Raw genomic sequence first — 17,543 nt, 5'->3', positions numbered from 1 at the left:
CTGCGTTTATCTGCGGCGGAAACAGCGTGGCTTACTTGGCGCGAAAGATCGGTGAGGTCAGGCGCGAGGGCAACAGCACTAAGTCTTCGATCAGGCAGCCGAGGATCGTAATCGCCGAGAGCAGGCCGAAGGAAGCGACCGGCTCGAAATCCGAAAGCGCAAAGATGGCAAAGGTCACGGCCAAGGCGATGTTGGCATAAATGATGGGTCGGCCCGACAAGCGCATGCTTTCGATGATCGCCTGTTGCAAGTCCGAATCTTCGCGCTGCACACGGCGGAAGCGCACGATGAATTGCACGGCGTTATCCACCGCCAACCCCAGCACGACGCTGGCGACGAGACTGGTCGTCAGATTTAACGGAATGCCCCGCCAACCCATAAAGCCAAAAAAGAACAGCACCGGAATCAGATTGGGCACCAGGGCGGTGAAACCCACGCGCAAGGAACGAAAGAGCGCCGACAGCATCAGGTAAATCGTCACCAGGGCCAGCGAGATACTCAGCACCTGTTCACCAGCAATCTGATCGGAGGTGCGGTTGAGCAACACAAAAGTGCCCGTAGCATAGACGCGAAACTCCGGCAGTAATTCGCGGCCTTTCTTTTCCAATTCGGGTAAGACCTGGGCCATCAGGCTGGAACGGGACAGATTGCTGCGGATCAAAATCCGCGCGCTGCGGCCATCGCGGGTGAGAAAGCTTTTCAATTGATCACGCTCGGAAAGCAATTCCTCAATCACGCGATTGTCAGTCGGGAGGCTGTAAAACCGTTCGTCATTGTGATTGAAGGCGCGGTTCGAATGTTTGATGAAATCCACGATGGAAAGCGAATGATCAATGCCCTGCCCGTGCCAGGTCTGGCGTTCGGCAAAGGCTTGTAACTCCGCAATGCGTTGCAGCACGCGCGCGTCTTCAATAGCGCCGGGCTGCTGGCCCTCGATCACCAGATCAATCGTGACCACGCCCGCCAAGCGGCGATTGACTTCTTCCAAACTGAGCGTGGTTTCGGAATTGGCTTTGAAGAAGTGGAAGTAATCAATTTCAACCTGAATGCGCCCGACACCGATGGCGCTGACTACCGCAATCAGGGCGGTCAATACATACAAAAAATTTTGGTGATCGGTGGCCCACTTGCCCGTCGCCTCCAAGCGGCGCACCAGGCCGCCCGCCAAGCCGATGCGCAGGGGTTTGGCTTGCTGCTTCAACAAGAGCAGCACCGCCGGGACAAAGGTCAAGGACAGCAGCATCGTGATCAACGCGCCGATGGCGGCATAAACCGCCGTCGTGCGAATGGCGGGAATTTTGGTAAACGCCAGCGAGAGAAATCCGGCCAGGATCGTGAGCGCCGAAACGACGACGGGCAAGGTGATAAAGCGTAAGGCCTGGGCGATCCATTGTTCGGGTGGATGATCAGGTGTCAGCGCTGCCTCGATGCCGATCTGATTGAGCACGTGAATCAGGTAAGAACAACCAATCGCTAGCATCAAGGTCGGCAACATCAAGGCCAAAATCGTGAAGTGCGCCTTGAGCCAGGCCATCAATCCCAGCAGCCAGATCAGCCCGATGCCAATCGTCAGCAACGGCAGCAACACCGCCGCGAGCGAGCGAAAGCTCAGCCACAACAAGAGCGCAATCAGAATCAGCGTCAGCGGCAAAAACAGCTTCAAATCACGCTTGATCGTCGAGATGCTGCGCCATTGCGAATAGGGATCGCCCGCGAAGTAATTGGCGGCAAATCCCGCCTGCTGCGTCAGGTCGTAAATGATTTCGGTGAACTGATATTGCTCTTCGGAAGCCAGGGTCGGTTTGAACAACACATTGAGCGCCGCCGTTTTGGCATCGGGCGATACCAGGTTGCCAGCAAAGAGCCGGTCGCGCGTGGCGAGTTCGCGCGCCTCACGCAAGCGCGCCGCATCGAGCGGGCCGGCGGGAACCAGTTTCTCCAGCGCCGCCCCTTCGGCCAGGCTGTGCGCGAAAGGGGCGTTGCTCAGGCTGAGGACTTCGGCCACGCCTGAGAGCGCGCTGATCTTTTCGTGCAAAGAGCGCAGCTTGGCGAAATTGGCGGGTGTGAAGACATCGTCGCACACGACCGCGATGATCATCACGCGGTCGTCGCCAAATTGGCGGCGCGTGCGTTCAAAATCAAGGCGCGCCTGGCTGGCGTGTTCGATGAAACTTTGCGGCGAGACATCCAACACCAAACCGCGCCGCAAACCAACGCCCAGGGCGACGGTCACCAGCACGACTAACAGCACCAGCAAGCGCGGATGGGCGATCACGAACCGCACGAAGCTTGAATCTTTATGCATTTCACTCTTTGGCTGCATTCCGCTCTCCGGCACGCCCCCTTATTGCGTCAATTGCTGGCTGGCGCTGGTGACCACGCTTTTCAGATTTTCTTCGGTAAAAATTTTGTCGCTGAGGTTTTGATCGTATTTGATGGCGCGCGTTTCCAGCCGCACTTGGCGTTTGGTCTGATGTTCTTCCACCGCCAGTTTGGTCAGGGTCTGGTGGCCTTGAATGGGCTTGACCTCTTCGACGCGCATCGTTTTTACCAACTCATTGCGCTCATCGAAAATTTCAAAACGCGCGGGTTGCTGCTTGGCCGCGTTGAAATAGACCAACACGCGCGGATAGGCCAGATTGCGTTCGGCCGGCGCTTTCCCCTCCACCTTGATCAAATCAACGCCCGCCTCAGTGACGCGTTCGCCCGCGTTGAAGCTGTATTGCCCCAGTTCCATCCCCAGCAACTCCTGCACGGTGACTTTGGCATCGTGGAAGCTGAGCGTATTGCTCGACCCCAGCTTCGCCAGCTTTTTCAAGCCGGCTAGATAGGAAGTCGCTTCGGTCGCTGCTTCAGGTTTTTCGATAGCCAGCAGGGCTTTGTCGGAATCTTCGCGCGGCGCGCTGACTTTCAAAAAGGTGGCGGTGTGGTCGGCGCCATATTTGCGCTGCAACTGAAACTCCAATTGCGCGCGTTTGCCGTTAGCTTCTTCGAGTTCCATGCGCATCTCGGCGCTCGCGTCTTTGACGCCGTCTTGCGTCGCCAGTTTTTTGAGCCAGGGCGCCACATCCGGCAGCGCCGCTGGTTGCATAATCGGGTCAGGCGTCGGCGCGGGTTTCGGTTGGCTTTCACACGCGGTCAACAAAACCGCGCCGAGCAGCAGCACTTTGGTCAGGTGTTGCAACATTATGATGTCCTTTTCTTTCGCACTGCTCGCAGCCAGCAGGCTCGCGCCAGCAGCGGCACAGTCTTATGATCCTACGCATGAATGGTTGAACGTTGCAGCGGGAAACGCCCGGCATACTCACCGATGCCGCGCATCAGCGTCAAGCGGGAGGAAGTCTGGAGAAGGCGAGGGAAATCTCAGTAGTTCCAAATTTCAGCTTGTGGCGAAGTGCCAGACTTGGGGGCTGATTCCTGGCTCCTGATTCCTGATTCCTGATCAACAGAAAAACAGCCATCATTTTTAGCTGGTCAGGAATCAGGAGCCAGGAATCAGGAATCTGTTTGAGTCCCACAAGTCTACGTTGCACTCCAATCTTTGGAACTACTGAAACTGCCCCAGACTTTTATCCCGCGCGTTCCGCAATCCCGCCTCGCGTGCTATGATGCGCGGGCTTTACAAAAGCTCCTACAAACATCATTCATAAAGGCAATCAACGCATGTCAACTCCAACGTTTCTGGTGACGGGTGCGCACGGCTTCATCGGCGCCTGGGTCGTCAAAAAACTGTTAGCCCAAAACGTAAAGGTCGTAATTTTCGATCAGAGCGCCGATCCGCAACGCTTGCGCCTGATTATGGACGACGACGAAATCGCGCGCGCCCAGTTCGTCGCGGGCGACATTACCGACGAAGCCACCGTCATCGGCCTCGTCCATAATCACGGTATCACCAACATCATCCACCTGGCGGGCGTGCAAGTGCCCGTCTGCCGCGCCAACCCGCGTTTAGGCGCAATGGTTAATGTGGTCGGCACGCTCAACATTTTTGAGGCCGCGCGCCAATCCAGCGGCCAGGTCAAACGCATCGCCTACGCCAGTTCCGCCGCCGTCTTTGGCGAAGCCGAGGAAGGCCACGCCGCCAAAGAAGACGAAGCCGGCAAGATGGCGACGCATTACGGCGCGTTCAAACGCTGCAACGAAGACAACGCGCGCGTCTATTTCCTCGATCACGGCTTGCATAGCGTAGGCTTGCGGCCCCTGACGGTTTACGGCGCAGGCCGCGATTTCGGCATCACCTCCGGCCCGACCAAAGCGATGAAAGCTGCCGTCGTCGGGCGTCCTTATCATATCGGCTTTGGCGGCAAGACGGATTTTCTATACGCGGGCGATTGCGCCGAGGGCTTCATCCGCGCGGCGACGACCGAACTCGCAGGCGCGCACGTCTTCAACATCGCCGGCGAAACCGAAGCCGTCGCCGATGTCATCACCGAAATCGAAAAACTTATTCCGGCGGCCAAAGGCACATTGACGTGCGCACCCAATCCGATTCCGATGCCTTCCAAACTGGATGACACGGCGATTCGGGCGGCGCTGCAATTGCCGCCCGCGACTTCGCTGGCCGCGGGCGTGCGCGAAACCATCGAACGGTTCCAATTGCTGCAACGCGAAGACCGTTTGGACACGAAGGATTTGGATTCCTGAAGCGGGCCGCCAGCTTCGGGACGGTACCGCGTGCTACAGTTAGCGGCTGAGCCGTTAGATCACCGCTTGCTAACGCGCGCGGTACTGTCCCAATCTCCAATTTGAAATTTGAAATGGCGATGAACGAACGCTCCACTCTCTCTTCAATGAAAGCTCTGGCGCTCACCGCGCCCGAAACGATGGAAACGCGCAGTATCCCCGTGCCTGCGTTACGTCCGCGCGACGTGCTGATCAAAGTCGGCGGCGTGGGCCTCTGCGGCACCGACTTCCACATCTTTTTGGGTCAGGCGAACTACAACACCGACGCGCAAGGCCGCCCGATTCCGCTCGCTGACCATCCGCTGATTCTGGGGCACGAGTTCGGCGGTACGGTGGTTGAACTTGGCGCGGCAGTGGGTGACTTGAACGTAGGCGACCGCGTGGCGGTGGATCAGGGCTTGAACTGCCACAGTTATGCGCAGACGCTTTGCGAATACTGCGCGACGGGCAATTCGCATCAGTGCGCCAATTACGCCGAGCACGGCATCACCGGCTTGCAAGGCGCGCTGGCTGAATATATCGCCGTGCCCGCCGTCAATGTCGTTAAGGTCGAAAGCGACTTGTCGCTGGAACAATGTGCACTGGTCGAGCCGCTGGGTTGCATCATCCACTCGACGACGATGATGCGCGCCGTGACAGCCCGTTACACCTTCGGCGGCGAGCGTCCGATTCGCAATGTACTGATCTGCGGCGCGGGGCCAGCCGGGTTGTTGTTCACGCAATACCTGCGCAACGTCGTCGGCTTTGACGGCACGCTGATCGTCACTGAACCCAGCGCGCAGCGGCGTGCGTTGGTGTTGGGCTACGGCGCAAGCGCGGCGCTTGATCCACTGCATACGGATCTGGTTGCCGCCGTGCAAGACCTAACGCAGGGCGAACGCATTCATTACCTGATCGAATCGGCAGGCATTGCGCAACTCTTCAAACAGATGCCGGGGCTGTTGCGCAAACAGGCGACCGTGTTGCTGTACGGCCACGGCCACCACGGCGTAGACCTGGGCGTGCTCAACAATGTGCAGTTCCTCGAACCCACGTTCGTTTCGCCCGTCGGCGCTTCGGGCGGGTTTGAAGCGGATGGCCGGCCTAGCACCTATCGTCAGGCGTTGAACCTGTTGAGCACCGGACGCATAGATGTTTCCAAGTTCATCACGCATCGCTATCACACGCTGGAAGAAGTGCCGCGCGGTTTTGCCACAGAGCGTTTCAGCGCGGATTTCATCAAGGGCGTGGCAGTTTTTGATTAAAGAAAAGATTGGACTGACGCAAATGCCGGAAGCATTGCCACAGAGTCACAGAGCGGTAGAGATAGTTTCCCGGTCTTTCAAGTCTTTTCTCTGTGACTCTGTGGCAATGCTTTCTCAAAACCACCTCTGAGGACAACTGATGACCAAAGCAAAACTCTTCTGCTGCATTTCCCTTTCACTCGCCCTCGCGCTGCTGGCCGCTTGTAACAAAGGCAGCGAGTCAGGTAGCAAGAAACAACCGACCATCGCCGTCATTCCCAAAGGCGTCTCGCACGCCTTCTGGCAAACTGTCAAAGCGGGCGCCGAAGCGGCGGGCAAAGACCTCAATGTCAAAATCATCTGGAAAGGCGCGGCCTCAGAAACCGATTACGCCGGACAGGTCAGCATCGTCGAAGACATGATCACGCAACGTGTGGATGGCATCGTGCTCGCGCCTTCGCACGGTGACGCGCTGGTGCCCAAGGTCGCGGCGGCGCAACAGGCCGGCATTCCCGTGACGATTTTTGATTCGGGCATCTCGACGCAAAACTATCTGTCTTACGTTTCAACCGACAATCGCGCGGGCGGCGCGCAGGCGGCCAAACGCATGGGCGAAATCCTCGGCGGCAAAGGCAAGGTCGCCGTGCTCGGCGTCAAGAAAGGCTCGGTTTCGACCGACGAACGCGAAGAGGGTTTCATCGCCACCATCAAGAAAGATTTCCCCAACATCAAAGTCATCGAACCGATCTTTTATGGCGAAGCCAGCGCCGCCAAATCCCTGGCCGCCTGCGAAGATGTGTTGACCAGTAATGCCGATTTGACGGGCTTGTTTGCGTCAAATGAATCTTCGACCGTGGGCGCGGTACAGGCCATCAAGCAGCGCAACCTGGTCGGCAAGGTGCGGCTGGTCGGCTTCGATTACACCAGCAAGCTGGGCCAGGACGTAAAGGACGGCGCGATTGATTCGCTGGTGCTGCAAAACCCGTTCAAGATGGGTTACGAAGGCGTCAAGACCATCGTGGATAAACTGGCCGGGAAAACACCCGAACGGCGCATTGACACCGGCGTCGAGTTGCTGACCAAAGAAAATATGGATTCGCCCAAGATGCAGCCTTTGTTGATGAAGTAACCTGCGCACTATGGAGTGGGACTCGTCACCGCTTTGCGTTCGCCCTTGAGATTTCAGCGGAACCGCGAACGTTTAGATCGGTTTTTCACTTCGGTGTAAGGTAAAAGCCGCGCAGCGATACGGTACCGCGCGCGTCAGCAAGCGGCGCGTTAAGCAAGGCGAACTGGTTTAGCAGCGGCGTCTCCGCTTGCTGACGCGCGCGGTACCGTACCAACATTGCACGCCCTGCCATATACGCAAATGAAATCCGATCTAGGCAAGAACGAAAAGCGCTGACGAGTCCCCGCATTCCATAGGTCGCCCACCGCTCGCTTTGACCTTGGCCCTCTTGCTTCCGGCTGCATTTGAAAAAGGCGCGCGCGGCTGCGTACAATGCGCCATCATTTTGATTCGTTTACAAAACGCCTATGACTGTCTCCTAATCAGTGAGTTGTTTGTTCCCGCGCACGCCCTACTACGTTTGCCTTTCGCGTGACACCGGAAGTGTCTTTGCGTGCGGCAACCAACTCGCGCTCGCCAACGCCACCCAAGCAAATCAACCAGGCCAACCAACTTTAGGAGATAACCAGCAATGAGTTTCGAGCATTTGACCAGCTACGGCTGGAACGCAGAATTCGCCGCGCACTTTCAACCCTTCGCCGAAGAAGGCTGCCACCCGGGGCGCGTGGTTTTGGAATACAACCAGTTCTATCGCGTCTTCACCAACGAAGGCGAAATTCTGGCCGAGACGACCGGCAAGTTGCGGCACGAGGCGCAGAGTCGTGCCGACCTGCCCGCCGTGGGCGATTGGGTCGCGTTGAAGAAACGGCCCGATCAGCCGCGCGCGCGCATCCACGCCATCCTGCCGCGCCGCAGCAAATTCACGCGCAAGACCGCCGGCGCCAAAACCGAAGAGCAGGTCGTCGGCGCGAACATTGACACCATCCTGCTTGTGACGTCGCTCAATCAGGATTTCAATCCGCGCCGCATGGAGCGTTACCTGACAGTCGCGGTCAACAGCGGCGTCAAACCTGTCGTGCTGCTCAGCAAAGCCGACCTTTGCGCAGACGTCGCCAGCAAAGTCGCCGCAATGGAAGCCGTCAGCAACGGCGCGCCCGTCCACGCCATCAGCGCCAAACACGGTCAAGGCGTCGCCGAGGTGCAAGCTTATTTTGCGCCGGGTCAGACCATCGCCATCGTCGGCACCTCTGGCGTCGGCAAGTCCACACTGATTAACCGCCTGCTTGGCATTGATCGGCAAAAGATCAGCGAGGTACGCGAGAGCGACGAACGCGGCCAGCACACGACACGGCACCGCGAATTGATCTTGCTGCCGCAAGGCGGCCTCGTACTCGACACGCCCGGCATGCGCGAGTTGCAGTTGTGGGAAGGCGATGAAGGCATCGAACAAGTCTTCACCGATGTCGAAGCACTCGCCTTGCAATGCCGCTTCAGCAACTGCGGACACGGGCGCGAACCGGGCTGCGCCATCCGCGCCGCCATCGCCGACGGCACGCTCACGCGTTCACGTCTGGAAAATTACCAGAAGATGCTACAGGAACTCGCGCACCTGACCAAACGGCAACAGTCTTACGCACAGTTGAACGAGCAAAAGCAGAAGATGAAGAAGCTGGCGCGGGCAGGCGAGGAACGCGGACGCGCGAAACGACGGGGAAATGAATGAAAGGATGAAGGCGGAAGGATGAAGGATGAAGGATGAAGGATGAAGGCGGAAGGATGAACCGGAACTTCTGTTTCATCCTTCCGCCTTCATCCCTCATCCTTTCACAGATACCAGCACATGCTCGACGGTTTGCGGCACCGGAAATAAATCGGTGTAGGCAAACCCCGCATTGCGAAACATCAGGTTGTATTCGACCGCCGTATAAGCATCGCCTGCCGGGGTCGAGCCGAGCATCGTCAACGCGAAAGCGGCGGATTGCGGCGGGGTGACGCGATCTTCGTTCGGCACGAATTCAAGCGTCACGGCGCGTCCGCCGGGATTGAGCGAGGCGTGCACCTTGCGCAACAACGCTTCGCAGGTTGGCACATCGAAATGGTGCAGGAAGTTCGTGACCAGCACTACGTCGTAACCACTGCCCCAATCCAATTCAAACGCGCTGCCCGCCAACGTGGCAAAGCGATCTTTGACGCCGAATTTCTGCGCATTCTCTTGCGCGACCTCCAACACCTTCGGCCAATCGAGCGCCGTCACCTCGACATTCGGATTCGCTTGGGCAAAGGCGATGCCGAAGATGCCGTGCCCGGCGGCGATGTCCAGCACCTTGACCGGGCGCGTTTGCTCGACTTCGACGATCTTGGCGATGCCCTGTGCGGGCAGCATCATCAGCGGCATCATCGCGCGCGCGAAATTCACCCAGACCGGATTTTCCGTCGAAACGGTGCCTTGCTCGCCCAGCACCGTGCCGCCCTTGCGCACGGCTTCGCTCAGGTTGCTGTGCGCCTCGATCATTTCCGGCATCAGCAGGAATTCAATCGCGCCACCCACATACGTCGGTTTGTGCTTGTCCAGAAACAGCGCTGAATCCGGCGTCAAAGCATATTGATCCCCGGACTTGGTCAAAAAGCCGATGATGACCAGATAATCCAGCAGGATGCGCATGCCGCGTTCCGAAGTGCGACAACGCGCGGCGACGGCGTAATAGGTAGAGTTCCCTTCGGCGATGGCCGTGAAGACTTCCAATTCGACGGCGGCCTTGATGGCGGCCGTGCGTTGATAGGCGTTGACCGCCTCAAAAAACAGTGCTGGCGAAGGCGCCACAGCCTGCTCGTTCATAAACTCCCCCCCAGAAGTAGAGAACCGAAAGCCGGTTGCCAAATGTAAGTTGACCAGAAAAGTATTTGAATTGATGAGATGTTTCGCCCGTTGAAACGGGGCAGACCTTAGCGTCTTTTTGTGCGTCCTGCAAGGCACTAACGAGCCATTTGGGACACCTGGGAGCCAGCGGCGAACGTCGCGCAACTTCGGCGGGTTGCGCGACGTTCGCCCAGCCGCCTTGTTTCTGGCATTTTGACAGCTTTTCCCAAGGTTGGCCGAAACCCAACCGCGCGGCGTGACGTTCTTATAGGCTGACCAACCGCATGCACAAAACAAAATCCGGTTTGTGACAAGGGCAATCCGGCTTGTATGATGCGGCGCGATTGCTGATACAGAGTCATCTCCTGCACTACAGAAATTCAACCAATGCCACCTTGCACACGTGCCCAACACGTCCACGGCGGCGGACTATCCAGAAAGGCTTTTACGTGAAGATCGGTTCTTTCCTGCGACTCATATTCTCACTGCTGCTGCTCGCCCTTCCGGCCTCGGCACAAAACTATCGTGGCGCCATTCGCGGACGTGTGACTGACAGCCAGGGCGCTGTCATCCCTGCCGTTCAGGTCAAAGCCACGCATCAGGAAACCAACGAAACCCGCACCGTCACCTCAAATCAAAGCGGCGATTTTGCCCTGACGTTGTTGCGGCCTGGCGCTTATCAACTTTCGATTGAAGGCAAAGGCTTTCGCCGCCACGTCGTCGACATCGTCGTTTCGGTCGGCCAGGAAATCCGCCATGATGCGTCATTGGATGTCGCGGCTGCCACCGACCTGCCGGTCCAAATCACCGAGTATGGCTTGCTGAAACAAGGTTCGAGCGCGCGCAGCACTGTTGTGGAGAATCCTCAAATCACGGGCTTGCCCCTGGATGGCCGCAACTTCCTTGAGTTCTCGTTGCTCGTCCCCGGCGCGTCGCCCGCCGCCCAAGGTTCTGCCGGTTCGGTGCGCGGTGATTTCGCCTTCAACATCAACGGCACGCGTGAAGACGCCAACAACTTTCTGCTTGATGGCGTCTATAACGTAGACCCCAAGCTCAACGGCTTCGGCGTCAAACCGCCGGTGGATGCCGTGCGCGAGTTTGAAGTCCTCGCCAGCACCTATGACGCTTCGTTTGGCCGCAGCGCGGGCGCGCAGGTCAATGTCGTACTTAAATCCGGCACGAACGGTTTGCACGGCACCGCCTATGAATTTCTGCGCAACAAAGTCACCGACGCGCGCAACTTCTTTGCGCCGCGCAACGAACCCGCGCCGCAATACCAGCGCAATCAATTCGGCTTTTCGCTGGGTGGCCCCGTGCGCAAAGACAAGACTTTCTTCTTCACCGATTACGAAGGCACACGTTTGCGCGAAGGCCTCACGCGCGTGACCAACGTGCCGACGCTGGCCGAACGTAACGGCGATTTTTCGCAAAGCGTATTGCCCAAACCGGTCATCCCGCCGGGCCAGCCGGGCGAGGGCTTTCCCTTTCCCGGCAATCAACTGCCGTCGTTTTTTATCAATCCGGTTGGGGCAAAGATTGCCGCGCTTTATCCGCTGCCGAATCGCAGCACACCGTTCGCCAATTTCGTTTCGTCACCCACGCAACGCGACCGCAATGATCTCTTCGATGTGCGGCTGGATCATCAACTCAGCACCGCGGCGCAATTGACCGCGCGTTACAGTTTCAATGATCGCCTGCTGTTCGAGCCATTTTCCGGCCCGAACTTTGCGCAGATTCCCGGTTACGGCAACAACGTGCCGCGCCGTGGACAGAACCTGATGCTCGGCGAAACGCATATCTTCTCTTCCGCGTTCATCAACGACGTGCGCCTGGCCTTCAGCCGCACGTCGTCGAGCGTCAACCAAGAGAATCAAGGCCGCAACATCAACCAGCAAGTCGGCATGGCGAGCCTGGCGACTAGGCCGCGCGATTTTGGTTTGAGCTTCATCACGTTGACCGGCTATTCGCCCATCGGCGACGAATACAACAACCCGCAATTCAGCGTGACCAACGTCTTCCAACTGCTCGACACCGCGACATGGTCGCACGGCCAGCACCTTTTCAAATTTGGCGCAGACATTCGTAAAGCGCAGCAGAACGCCTTCCGCGATGTGCAATCACGCGGCTTCCTGACGTTTTCGGCGTTTCGTTTGGATGACAACGGCCGCCCGATTCCGGCGATCACGGGCAGTGCCTTGGCCGACTTGTTGCTCGGTGCGCCGATTTTCACCGGCGGCGCCAAGGTGGATAACCCGCAGGCCTTGCGCACCGAAAGCTATAATTTTTTCGTCAATGATGGCTGGCGTATCCGGCGCAATCTGACCCTTTCGCTGGGGCTGCGTTACGAATTCAATTCGCCCGCCGTGGACGCCCACGACCGCGCCAATGTGTATGACGTCAGCACGCGCACGCTAACGCCTGTCGGCACGGGCACTGTCCCGCGCGCTGGTTATCTGGCGGACAAGAATAACTTCGCCCCGCGACTTGGTGTCGCTTGGACACTAACTCCCAACACCGTCGTGCGCAGCGGCTATGGCGTCTATTACGACCAAGCGCCAATGGCCTACGGCGAAGGTCTCTATTTCAACGCGCCATATTTCAATTTGCGGCTCTATTTCCCGCTGCAACAGTTGCCGCTGCTGGTCAACGATCCGTTCCCGGCCAGCTTCCCTATCGCGTTGCCGCAATCGGCCAACGCCTTCCAACGCGATTTGCGCACGGCGTATGTGCAGCACTGGAATCTGGGCATCCAACGCCAACTCGGCGCGAGCCGTTTGTTTGAGCTGAGCTACGTCGGCAGCAAAGGCACCAAGCTGATCGCCGCGCGCGACATCAATCAGCCGCGTCCGGGGCCAAAGCTGCCCAATCCGCTGATTACTTACCTGCGCCCCGATCCGCGTTACGAAGACATCACCTATCAGGAATCGAGCGCGAACTCGATTTACCACAGCTTGCAGGCCAGCTTCCAACAACGCCTGACGGACGGGCTGTCAGTGTTGTCGTCTTACGCCTGGTCGAAATCCATAGACAACGCGTCGGGCTTGTTCACCAGCGCGGGCGATCCAAATTTCCCGCAGGACAGTTTGAATCTGCGCGCCGAACGCGGGCGCTCGGCCTTTGATCTGCGTCATCGTTTTTCGTTGAGCTACGCCTATGATCTGCCTTTCGGCAAAGGCGCGAAAGGTTTGGCTAAAGGCTTCCTGGCGGGTTGGCAATCGTATGGTGTGATCACCTTGCAGACGGGCCGCCCCTTCACCGTCGCGCTGTTGTCGGACATTGATAACAGCAACACGGGCCGCTCCAATCTGGGCTTTGGCGCGAATGATCGCCCGAACCTGATTGGCCAAGCGCGCCTCGATAACCCCACGCCTGAACGCTGGTTCAACACCCAAGCCTTTCAATTCTCGCGCCCCGGCACCTTTGGCAACGCAGGCCGCAACCTGCTGGACGGGCCGGGTTACAAGAACGTGAATTTCTCGGTGGTCAAGAATACGGCGTTGAAAGAACATCTGAACCTGCAATTGCGCGCGGAGTTTTTCAACCTCTTCAACACGGTAAACTTCGATCTGCCGGATAACTTCCTGGGTTCACCCTCGTTCGGCAGCATACGGTCGGCGCAAAGTCCGCGCCGAGTGCAATTCGGCGTGAAGCTGTTGTTTTGAGGCTGGGCAATCATCAATACAAAGAAGGCCAGGCGACAAGCAAATTCTAGGTTTGTCGCCTGGCCTTCTTTGCGATTTACCAACTCGAATACAACAAGTTGGCAAATCGCGGTGCTTTACCAGTTATTTACTCGCGCTCAGCTTGTTACTCCCCTTTTCACTCGCACCGATACAATACAAATGCTTTTCACCACGGATAAACACTTTCCCATTGGAAATGGCCGGAGAAGCCATCACCGGCTCACCAACATTATTGGTTCGAATCACTTCATGCACCGGCCCGGCTTTGATGACAACAGTTTCGCCGTCTTCGCTGGTCAGGAATAACTTGCCGTCAAAAGCCACAGCCGAGGCAAAGAAGGTCGCAGGCGTCGGGACTCTGCCGCCTTCGTATTTAATCTCGCCGGTCTTGGCATCCAGGCAGGTCAGGATGCCTTTTTCGCTAACGAGGTAAAGATAATCGCCGTAAAGGATCGGCGAAGTAACATAGGCCGTGCCTTTGGTGTAACTCCAAACGACATTCGGTGTACCATCAAGCTTGCCCGTGCCGCCGAGCCTGACGCCGATGGCGCGTTTGCTGGGGTAACCGGCGGCCAGAAAAACCATGCCGTGCCCGGCGACGGGGCTGGGAATGCCCCAGGCCTTAACGCCTTCGCATTGCCAGAGTTCCTGGCCGGTTTTCGCGTCGTAAGAAACGATGGTCTCCCAACCGTTGGCAATCAATTCGGTGCGTTGGCCGTTTTGCACGATCAGGGGGGTGGCGTGCGTTTTGCGATGATTGCGGCTGACGCGCCAGACCTCTTTGCCGGTGCGCTTGTCTACGGCGGCCAGGAAGCCGCCCGCGCCGCCGTCTTCCAGATCGCATTGCAGGTAGAGCAGGTTTTCGTAAAGCACCGGCGAGGTGCCCGGCCCCATGCCCATCTTGGCAACCTGGCCCAGGCTGGTTTTCCAGACTAACTTGCCGGTGAAGTCGTAACAGAACAGCCCTTCGGCTTCAAAAAAGGCATAGACAAATTTGCCGTCTGTTACTGGCGTGCCCGAGGCATAGGTGTTTTTCTTATGCCGGTCGTCTAACACAGCGCCTTCGTGCGCGATGCGTTCCCAGAGAATTTTTCCGGTATCGCGGTCGAGGCAAATTAGTTTCAACGTATGTTTTTTGTCGCCCGACAATGCATCGGGATGCACCCAGGTTTCTTTGTTACGCACGTGGTGGATGGCTTTTTGACCGGGGATAACCTCGCCTTCGAGGTCGCTGGTCAGGAAAATGCGATTGCCCCAAATGATCGGCGAAGAATGACCCCGTCCGGATAACTCCGTTTTCCAAACGATGTTTTTGTCCGGCCCCCATTCATCAGGCAAGTTTTTGCCTTCGGCCACGCCGCTGGCTTGCGGCCCGCGAAATTGGGGCCAGTTGGTTTGCGCCAGACAATTCAGGCTGACCAGATAACAAAAGAGAGTAACTGCAAAACGGGTGCTGTTAGTTCTGCTCATCGCGCTCCTTAAATTGAAGCTTTTCTGGTGGATTGAATGAACCGAAGACAGCGGTGAATACCGCTCGCTGTCTTCGGTGTTTCAGGTTAGTTGGTTGTTAAGGGGTCTTATTGAAGATGCGCTTCATTTCATATTCACCGCGTTGCGGATCGTCAATATAGTAATCAATGGTCAGCGTGTTGCCGTCAGCGGAAAGTTGCCATTTGCGGGTCATCTTCCGCACTAACTTGCCATCTGCCCCGGTAACCGTATCGTTGACTAGAATGCCCCGCCCATTGGGCAACCAAGTAGCGCTACGCTTGCCTTTTGAGCCAGGTGGCATACCTTGGGGTTCAAAATCCATTTCCTGTCCATTGAAAGCGTAGCTTTCGTTGAAGGCGACTTCGCCGCGGGCGGTCTTCTGTTTCGTTTCCAGTGTCAGTTGATCGCCCGTGTGTTTGACGCTAATCGTTTGGTCAAAACCGGGCTGCTTGCCATTGCTGCGATCTTTATCGAGCACCCAGTTGCCGCTGAAATTCGGCTTGGTGTCCGCCAGCGCCAATCCGGCCAGTAACAAACAAAGCAAGCTACCAAGTGTGTTATTTAGTTTCATCGTGTACCTCCTTTGTTTAAGTTACTTGCCAGCGCCAATGCAATAAAGATATTTTTCGCCGCGAATGAAGATGTTACCGCCCGCAATCGCTGGCGAAGCATAAACCGGTTCGCCGACCGAATTGGTGGCTAACACCGCGTGCTGCGCGCCAGCTTTGATGACGTAAGTATCGCCATCCTCGCTGGTGAGTAACAGCTTGTTATCAAAGGCCACCGGCGAAGCTGTAAACGTGGCCGGAACAGGCACGCGCCCACCTTCATAAACGATCTTGCCCGACTTGGCGTCCAGGCAGGTGATAATGCCGCGGTCACTCATCAGATACAGATAATCGCCATAAAGAATCGAGGACGGCACATAGGCCGTGCCTTTGTCGTAACTCCAGGCGATGCTCTTGTCATCTAATTGGCCCGCGCCACCCAATTTAATCGCCACCGTCTTTTTGACCGGGTAACCGGCATAGACGTAGACCAACCCATGACCAATCAGCGGCGAAGCGATGGCGTTGCTCTGGTGACCGGGCACCTTCCACAACTCTTTGCCGGTTTGCGGATCATACGAAATGATCCATTCATTGCCGCTGGTGATGACTTCCGCACGTTGCGCCGTTTTGATGACCAGCGGGGTTGACCAACTGGCCTGCACTTGGCGGGGCACGCGCCAGAGTTGCTTGCCCGTCTTTTTATCTATGGCGGCGATAAAGGAGTTTTTCCCTTCGTCTTCGTCGCATTGCAGGATGACTGCGTTACTCGCCAAGACGGGTGAAGCGCCCGGGCCCATGCCTATCGAAGCAATCTTGCCGAGCGCGGCCTTCCAGACTTGCTTGCCGCTGAAGTCATAGCAATACAAGCCGTCGCCTTCGCCGCCAAACCAGGCGTAAACGTGCGTGCCATCGGTCGCGGGCGTGGGCGCGGCGTAACTGCCTTTGCTGTGGCGGTCGTCATAAACGCTGCCTTCGTAGGCGACTTGCTCCCAGAGAATTTTCCCGGACGCGCGATCCAGGCAAATCACTTTGAAAGCATGTTTGCGATTGGCGCCACGACTGTCGGGGTGAATGAAATCCTGCCCTTCCAGCTTGTGCTTGACGGCGGCTGCGCCTGCCAATACTTCGCCCTCGACATCCGAAGTCAGAAAAACGCGGTCGCCCCAGACGATGGGCGAAGAATGCCCCTGACCGGAAATCGCCGTCTTCCATTTGATATTCTTGGAGGTATTCCATTCGACCGGCAGGTTGGTTTCGGTCGAGACGCCATTGCCTTCCGGGCCGCGCCACGCCGACCAGTTACTATTGGGCGCGGCGTGCAAGGCGGGTAACACAAAAAGCGCTGCGGATAAACTCAGCAACGCCGACAACCAAACGAATTTATGTTTCATTCTATGTTTCTCCTGAGTCGTTCTTGTGCAGGATTCAATCACGGTCAGGCATACAGCAGGGTGTTCGTAAAACTACGTTACGACAAAAGCAAGATGCAGACTTGCGTTCAAGCCTGTAGCTCAATTTTTCCAAAACTTAACGCCAGGTAGGATGCGCGATTTTTTGAGTTGGCCGGTGTGACCATAATAAGTAACTTGATGATTGCTACTCACCACCCAAACTTCCTGTGCCCCACGTGCAAGGTACAACTCAACCTTTTGCTTAATTTCCAGCTTGGAATTGGAGGGAGAAACGACCTCGACACAAATCTCCGGCGCTTTGGGGTATGGAGTGACCTCACCATATTCCGCAAAAAACTCATCTGACAGCCAAGCGACATCCGCCACCTTGACACCGTCAGCCGTCTCAATCGCACACTCGGTGATCACTTGGCCGCCTTTACTCTTGCGACGCATTCCATAACCCACATCGAATTGCATTCTACCGTGCTTGTTCGATGCCGGACTCATCAGGATTTGCCCAAAGCGATTGGTCTCAATTTTGAACGGCAAATCTTGCAGATAAGGGCTGTTAATAATCTCGTCCCATGTCATG

Annotated in this window: 12 protein-coding genes; 5 read left to right on the top strand and 7 right to left on the bottom strand. The window is 57.0% G+C overall.

Annotated features, from left to right (window positions below):
• Nucleotides 1-31 precede the first annotated feature (31 nt).
• Both HY011_06490 and HY011_06485 read right to left on the bottom strand, forming a co-directional pair.
• Nucleotides 32-2,305 carry an MMPL family transporter gene (locus tag HY011_06490; protein MBI3422570.1) on the bottom strand — a complete coding sequence of 758 codons (2,274 nt, stop codon included), beginning with the start codon at nt 2,303-2,305 and terminating at the stop codon, nt 32-34.
• Between the two features lie 39 nt (nt 2,306-2,344).
• A complete protein-coding gene (locus tag HY011_06485; GenBank protein ID MBI3422569.1) occupies nt 2,345-3,187 on the bottom strand; it encodes an outer membrane lipoprotein-sorting protein in 843 nt (280 codons plus the stop codon).
• 476 nt (nt 3,188-3,663) lie between these two features.
• On the opposite strand from HY011_06485, the gene HY011_06480 reads away from it, so the two are divergent.
• The 4 genes from HY011_06480 (at nt 3,664) to rsgA (ending at nt 8,698) form a co-directional block, all read left to right on the top strand.
• On the top strand, nt 3,664-4,644 hold the full coding sequence (locus tag HY011_06480; GenBank protein MBI3422568.1) for an NAD-dependent epimerase/dehydratase family protein: 981 nt from the start codon (nt 3,664-3,666) through the stop codon (nt 4,642-4,644).
• A 119-nt stretch (nt 4,645-4,763) separates the two neighbouring features.
• On the top strand, nt 4,764-5,927 hold the full coding sequence (locus HY011_06475) for an alcohol dehydrogenase catalytic domain-containing protein (protein ID MBI3422567.1): 1,164 nt from the start codon (nt 4,764-4,766) through the stop codon (nt 5,925-5,927).
• A 139-nt stretch (nt 5,928-6,066) separates the two neighbouring features.
• Nucleotides 6,067-7,035 (top strand): substrate-binding domain-containing protein, encoded by a 969-nt coding sequence (locus HY011_06470; protein MBI3422566.1) that lies wholly within the window; start codon nt 6,067-6,069, stop codon nt 7,033-7,035.
• Nucleotides 7,036-7,606: 571 nt separating this feature from the next.
• Nucleotides 7,607-8,698 carry a ribosome small subunit-dependent GTPase A gene (gene rsgA, locus HY011_06465; GenBank protein ID MBI3422565.1) on the top strand — a complete coding sequence of 364 codons (1,092 nt, stop codon included), beginning with the start codon at nt 7,607-7,609 and terminating at the stop codon, nt 8,696-8,698.
• A gap of 93 nt (nt 8,699-8,791) precedes the next feature.
• On the opposite strand, the gene HY011_06460 is transcribed toward rsgA, so the two are convergent.
• On the bottom strand, nt 8,792-9,811 hold the full coding sequence (locus HY011_06460; GenBank protein MBI3422564.1) for a methyltransferase domain-containing protein: 1,020 nt from the start codon (nt 9,809-9,811) through the stop codon (nt 8,792-8,794).
• A gap of 470 nt (nt 9,812-10,281) precedes the next feature.
• On the opposite strand from HY011_06460, the gene HY011_06455 reads away from it, so the two are divergent.
• Entirely contained in the window at nt 10,282-13,494 is a 3,213-nt protein-coding gene (locus HY011_06455) for a TonB-dependent receptor (protein ID MBI3422563.1), read from the top strand.
• Nucleotides 13,495-13,617: 123 nt separating this feature from the next.
• Here HY011_06455 and HY011_06450 read toward each other — a convergent pair whose 3' ends face one another.
• The 4 genes from HY011_06450 to HY011_06435 all read right to left on the bottom strand — a co-directional run bounded on the left by HY011_06450 (nt 13,618) and on the right by HY011_06435 (nt 17,542).
• Nucleotides 13,618-14,985 carry a PQQ-binding-like beta-propeller repeat protein gene (locus tag HY011_06450; protein ID MBI3422562.1) on the bottom strand — a complete coding sequence of 456 codons (1,368 nt, stop codon included), beginning with the start codon at nt 14,983-14,985 and terminating at the stop codon, nt 13,618-13,620.
• Between the two features lie 97 nt (nt 14,986-15,082).
• The gene (locus tag HY011_06445) at nt 15,083-15,577 is read right to left on the bottom strand and encodes a hypothetical protein (protein MBI3422561.1); all 495 of its coding nucleotides are present in this window, start codon (nt 15,575-15,577) and stop codon (nt 15,083-15,085) included.
• A 21-nt stretch (nt 15,578-15,598) separates the two neighbouring features.
• Nucleotides 15,599-16,948: a PQQ-binding-like beta-propeller repeat protein gene (locus tag HY011_06440; GenBank protein ID MBI3422560.1), complete on the bottom strand. Its 1,350-nt coding sequence runs from the start codon at nt 16,946-16,948 to the stop codon at nt 15,599-15,601.
• 120 nt (nt 16,949-17,068) lie between these two features.
• Nucleotides 17,069-17,542, bottom strand: coding sequence for a Uma2 family endonuclease (locus tag HY011_06435; protein MBI3422559.1), 474 nt, complete (start codon nt 17,540-17,542; stop codon nt 17,069-17,071).
• Between the last annotated feature and the right edge of the window lies 1 nt (nt 17,543).

The sequence above is a fragment of the Acidobacteriota bacterium genome, from assembly GCA_016196035.1.
GTDB lineage: Bacteria > Acidobacteriota > Blastocatellia > RBC074 > RBC074 > JACPYM01.
This window is presented reverse-complemented; position numbering and strand designations above follow the sequence as displayed.

What these genes read in the sequence shown, in the direction of transcription:
- HY011_06490 (MBI3422570.1), bottom strand. Translation starts at nt 2,305, where the DNA reads ATGCATAAAGATTCAAGCTTCGTGCGGTTCGTGATCGCCCATCCGCGC.
- HY011_06485 (MBI3422569.1), bottom strand. Translation starts at nt 3,187, where the DNA reads ATGTTGCAACACCTGACCAAAGTGCTGCTGCTCGGCGCGGTTTTGTTG.
- HY011_06480 (MBI3422568.1), top strand. Translation starts at nt 3,664, where the DNA reads ATGTCAACTCCAACGTTTCTGGTGACGGGTGCGCACGGCTTCATCGGC.
- HY011_06475 (MBI3422567.1), top strand. Translation starts at nt 4,764, where the DNA reads ATGAACGAACGCTCCACTCTCTCTTCAATGAAAGCTCTGGCGCTCACC.
- HY011_06470 (MBI3422566.1), top strand. Translation starts at nt 6,067, where the DNA reads ATGACCAAAGCAAAACTCTTCTGCTGCATTTCCCTTTCACTCGCCCTC.
- rsgA (MBI3422565.1), top strand. Translation starts at nt 7,607, where the DNA reads ATGAGTTTCGAGCATTTGACCAGCTACGGCTGGAACGCAGAATTCGCC.
- HY011_06460 (MBI3422564.1), bottom strand. Translation starts at nt 9,811, where the DNA reads ATGAACGAGCAGGCTGTGGCGCCTTCGCCAGCACTGTTTTTTGAGGCG.
- HY011_06450 (MBI3422562.1), bottom strand. Translation starts at nt 14,985, where the DNA reads ATGAGCAGAACTAACAGCACCCGTTTTGCAGTTACTCTCTTTTGTTAT.
- HY011_06445 (MBI3422561.1), bottom strand. Translation starts at nt 15,577, where the DNA reads ATGAAACTAAATAACACACTTGGTAGCTTGCTTTGTTTGTTACTGGCC.
- HY011_06440 (MBI3422560.1), bottom strand. Translation starts at nt 16,948, where the DNA reads ATGAAACATAAATTCGTTTGGTTGTCGGCGTTGCTGAGTTTATCCGCA.
- HY011_06435 (MBI3422559.1), bottom strand. Translation starts at nt 17,542, where the DNA reads ATGACATGGGACGAGATTATTAACAGCCCTTATCTGCAAGATTTGCCG.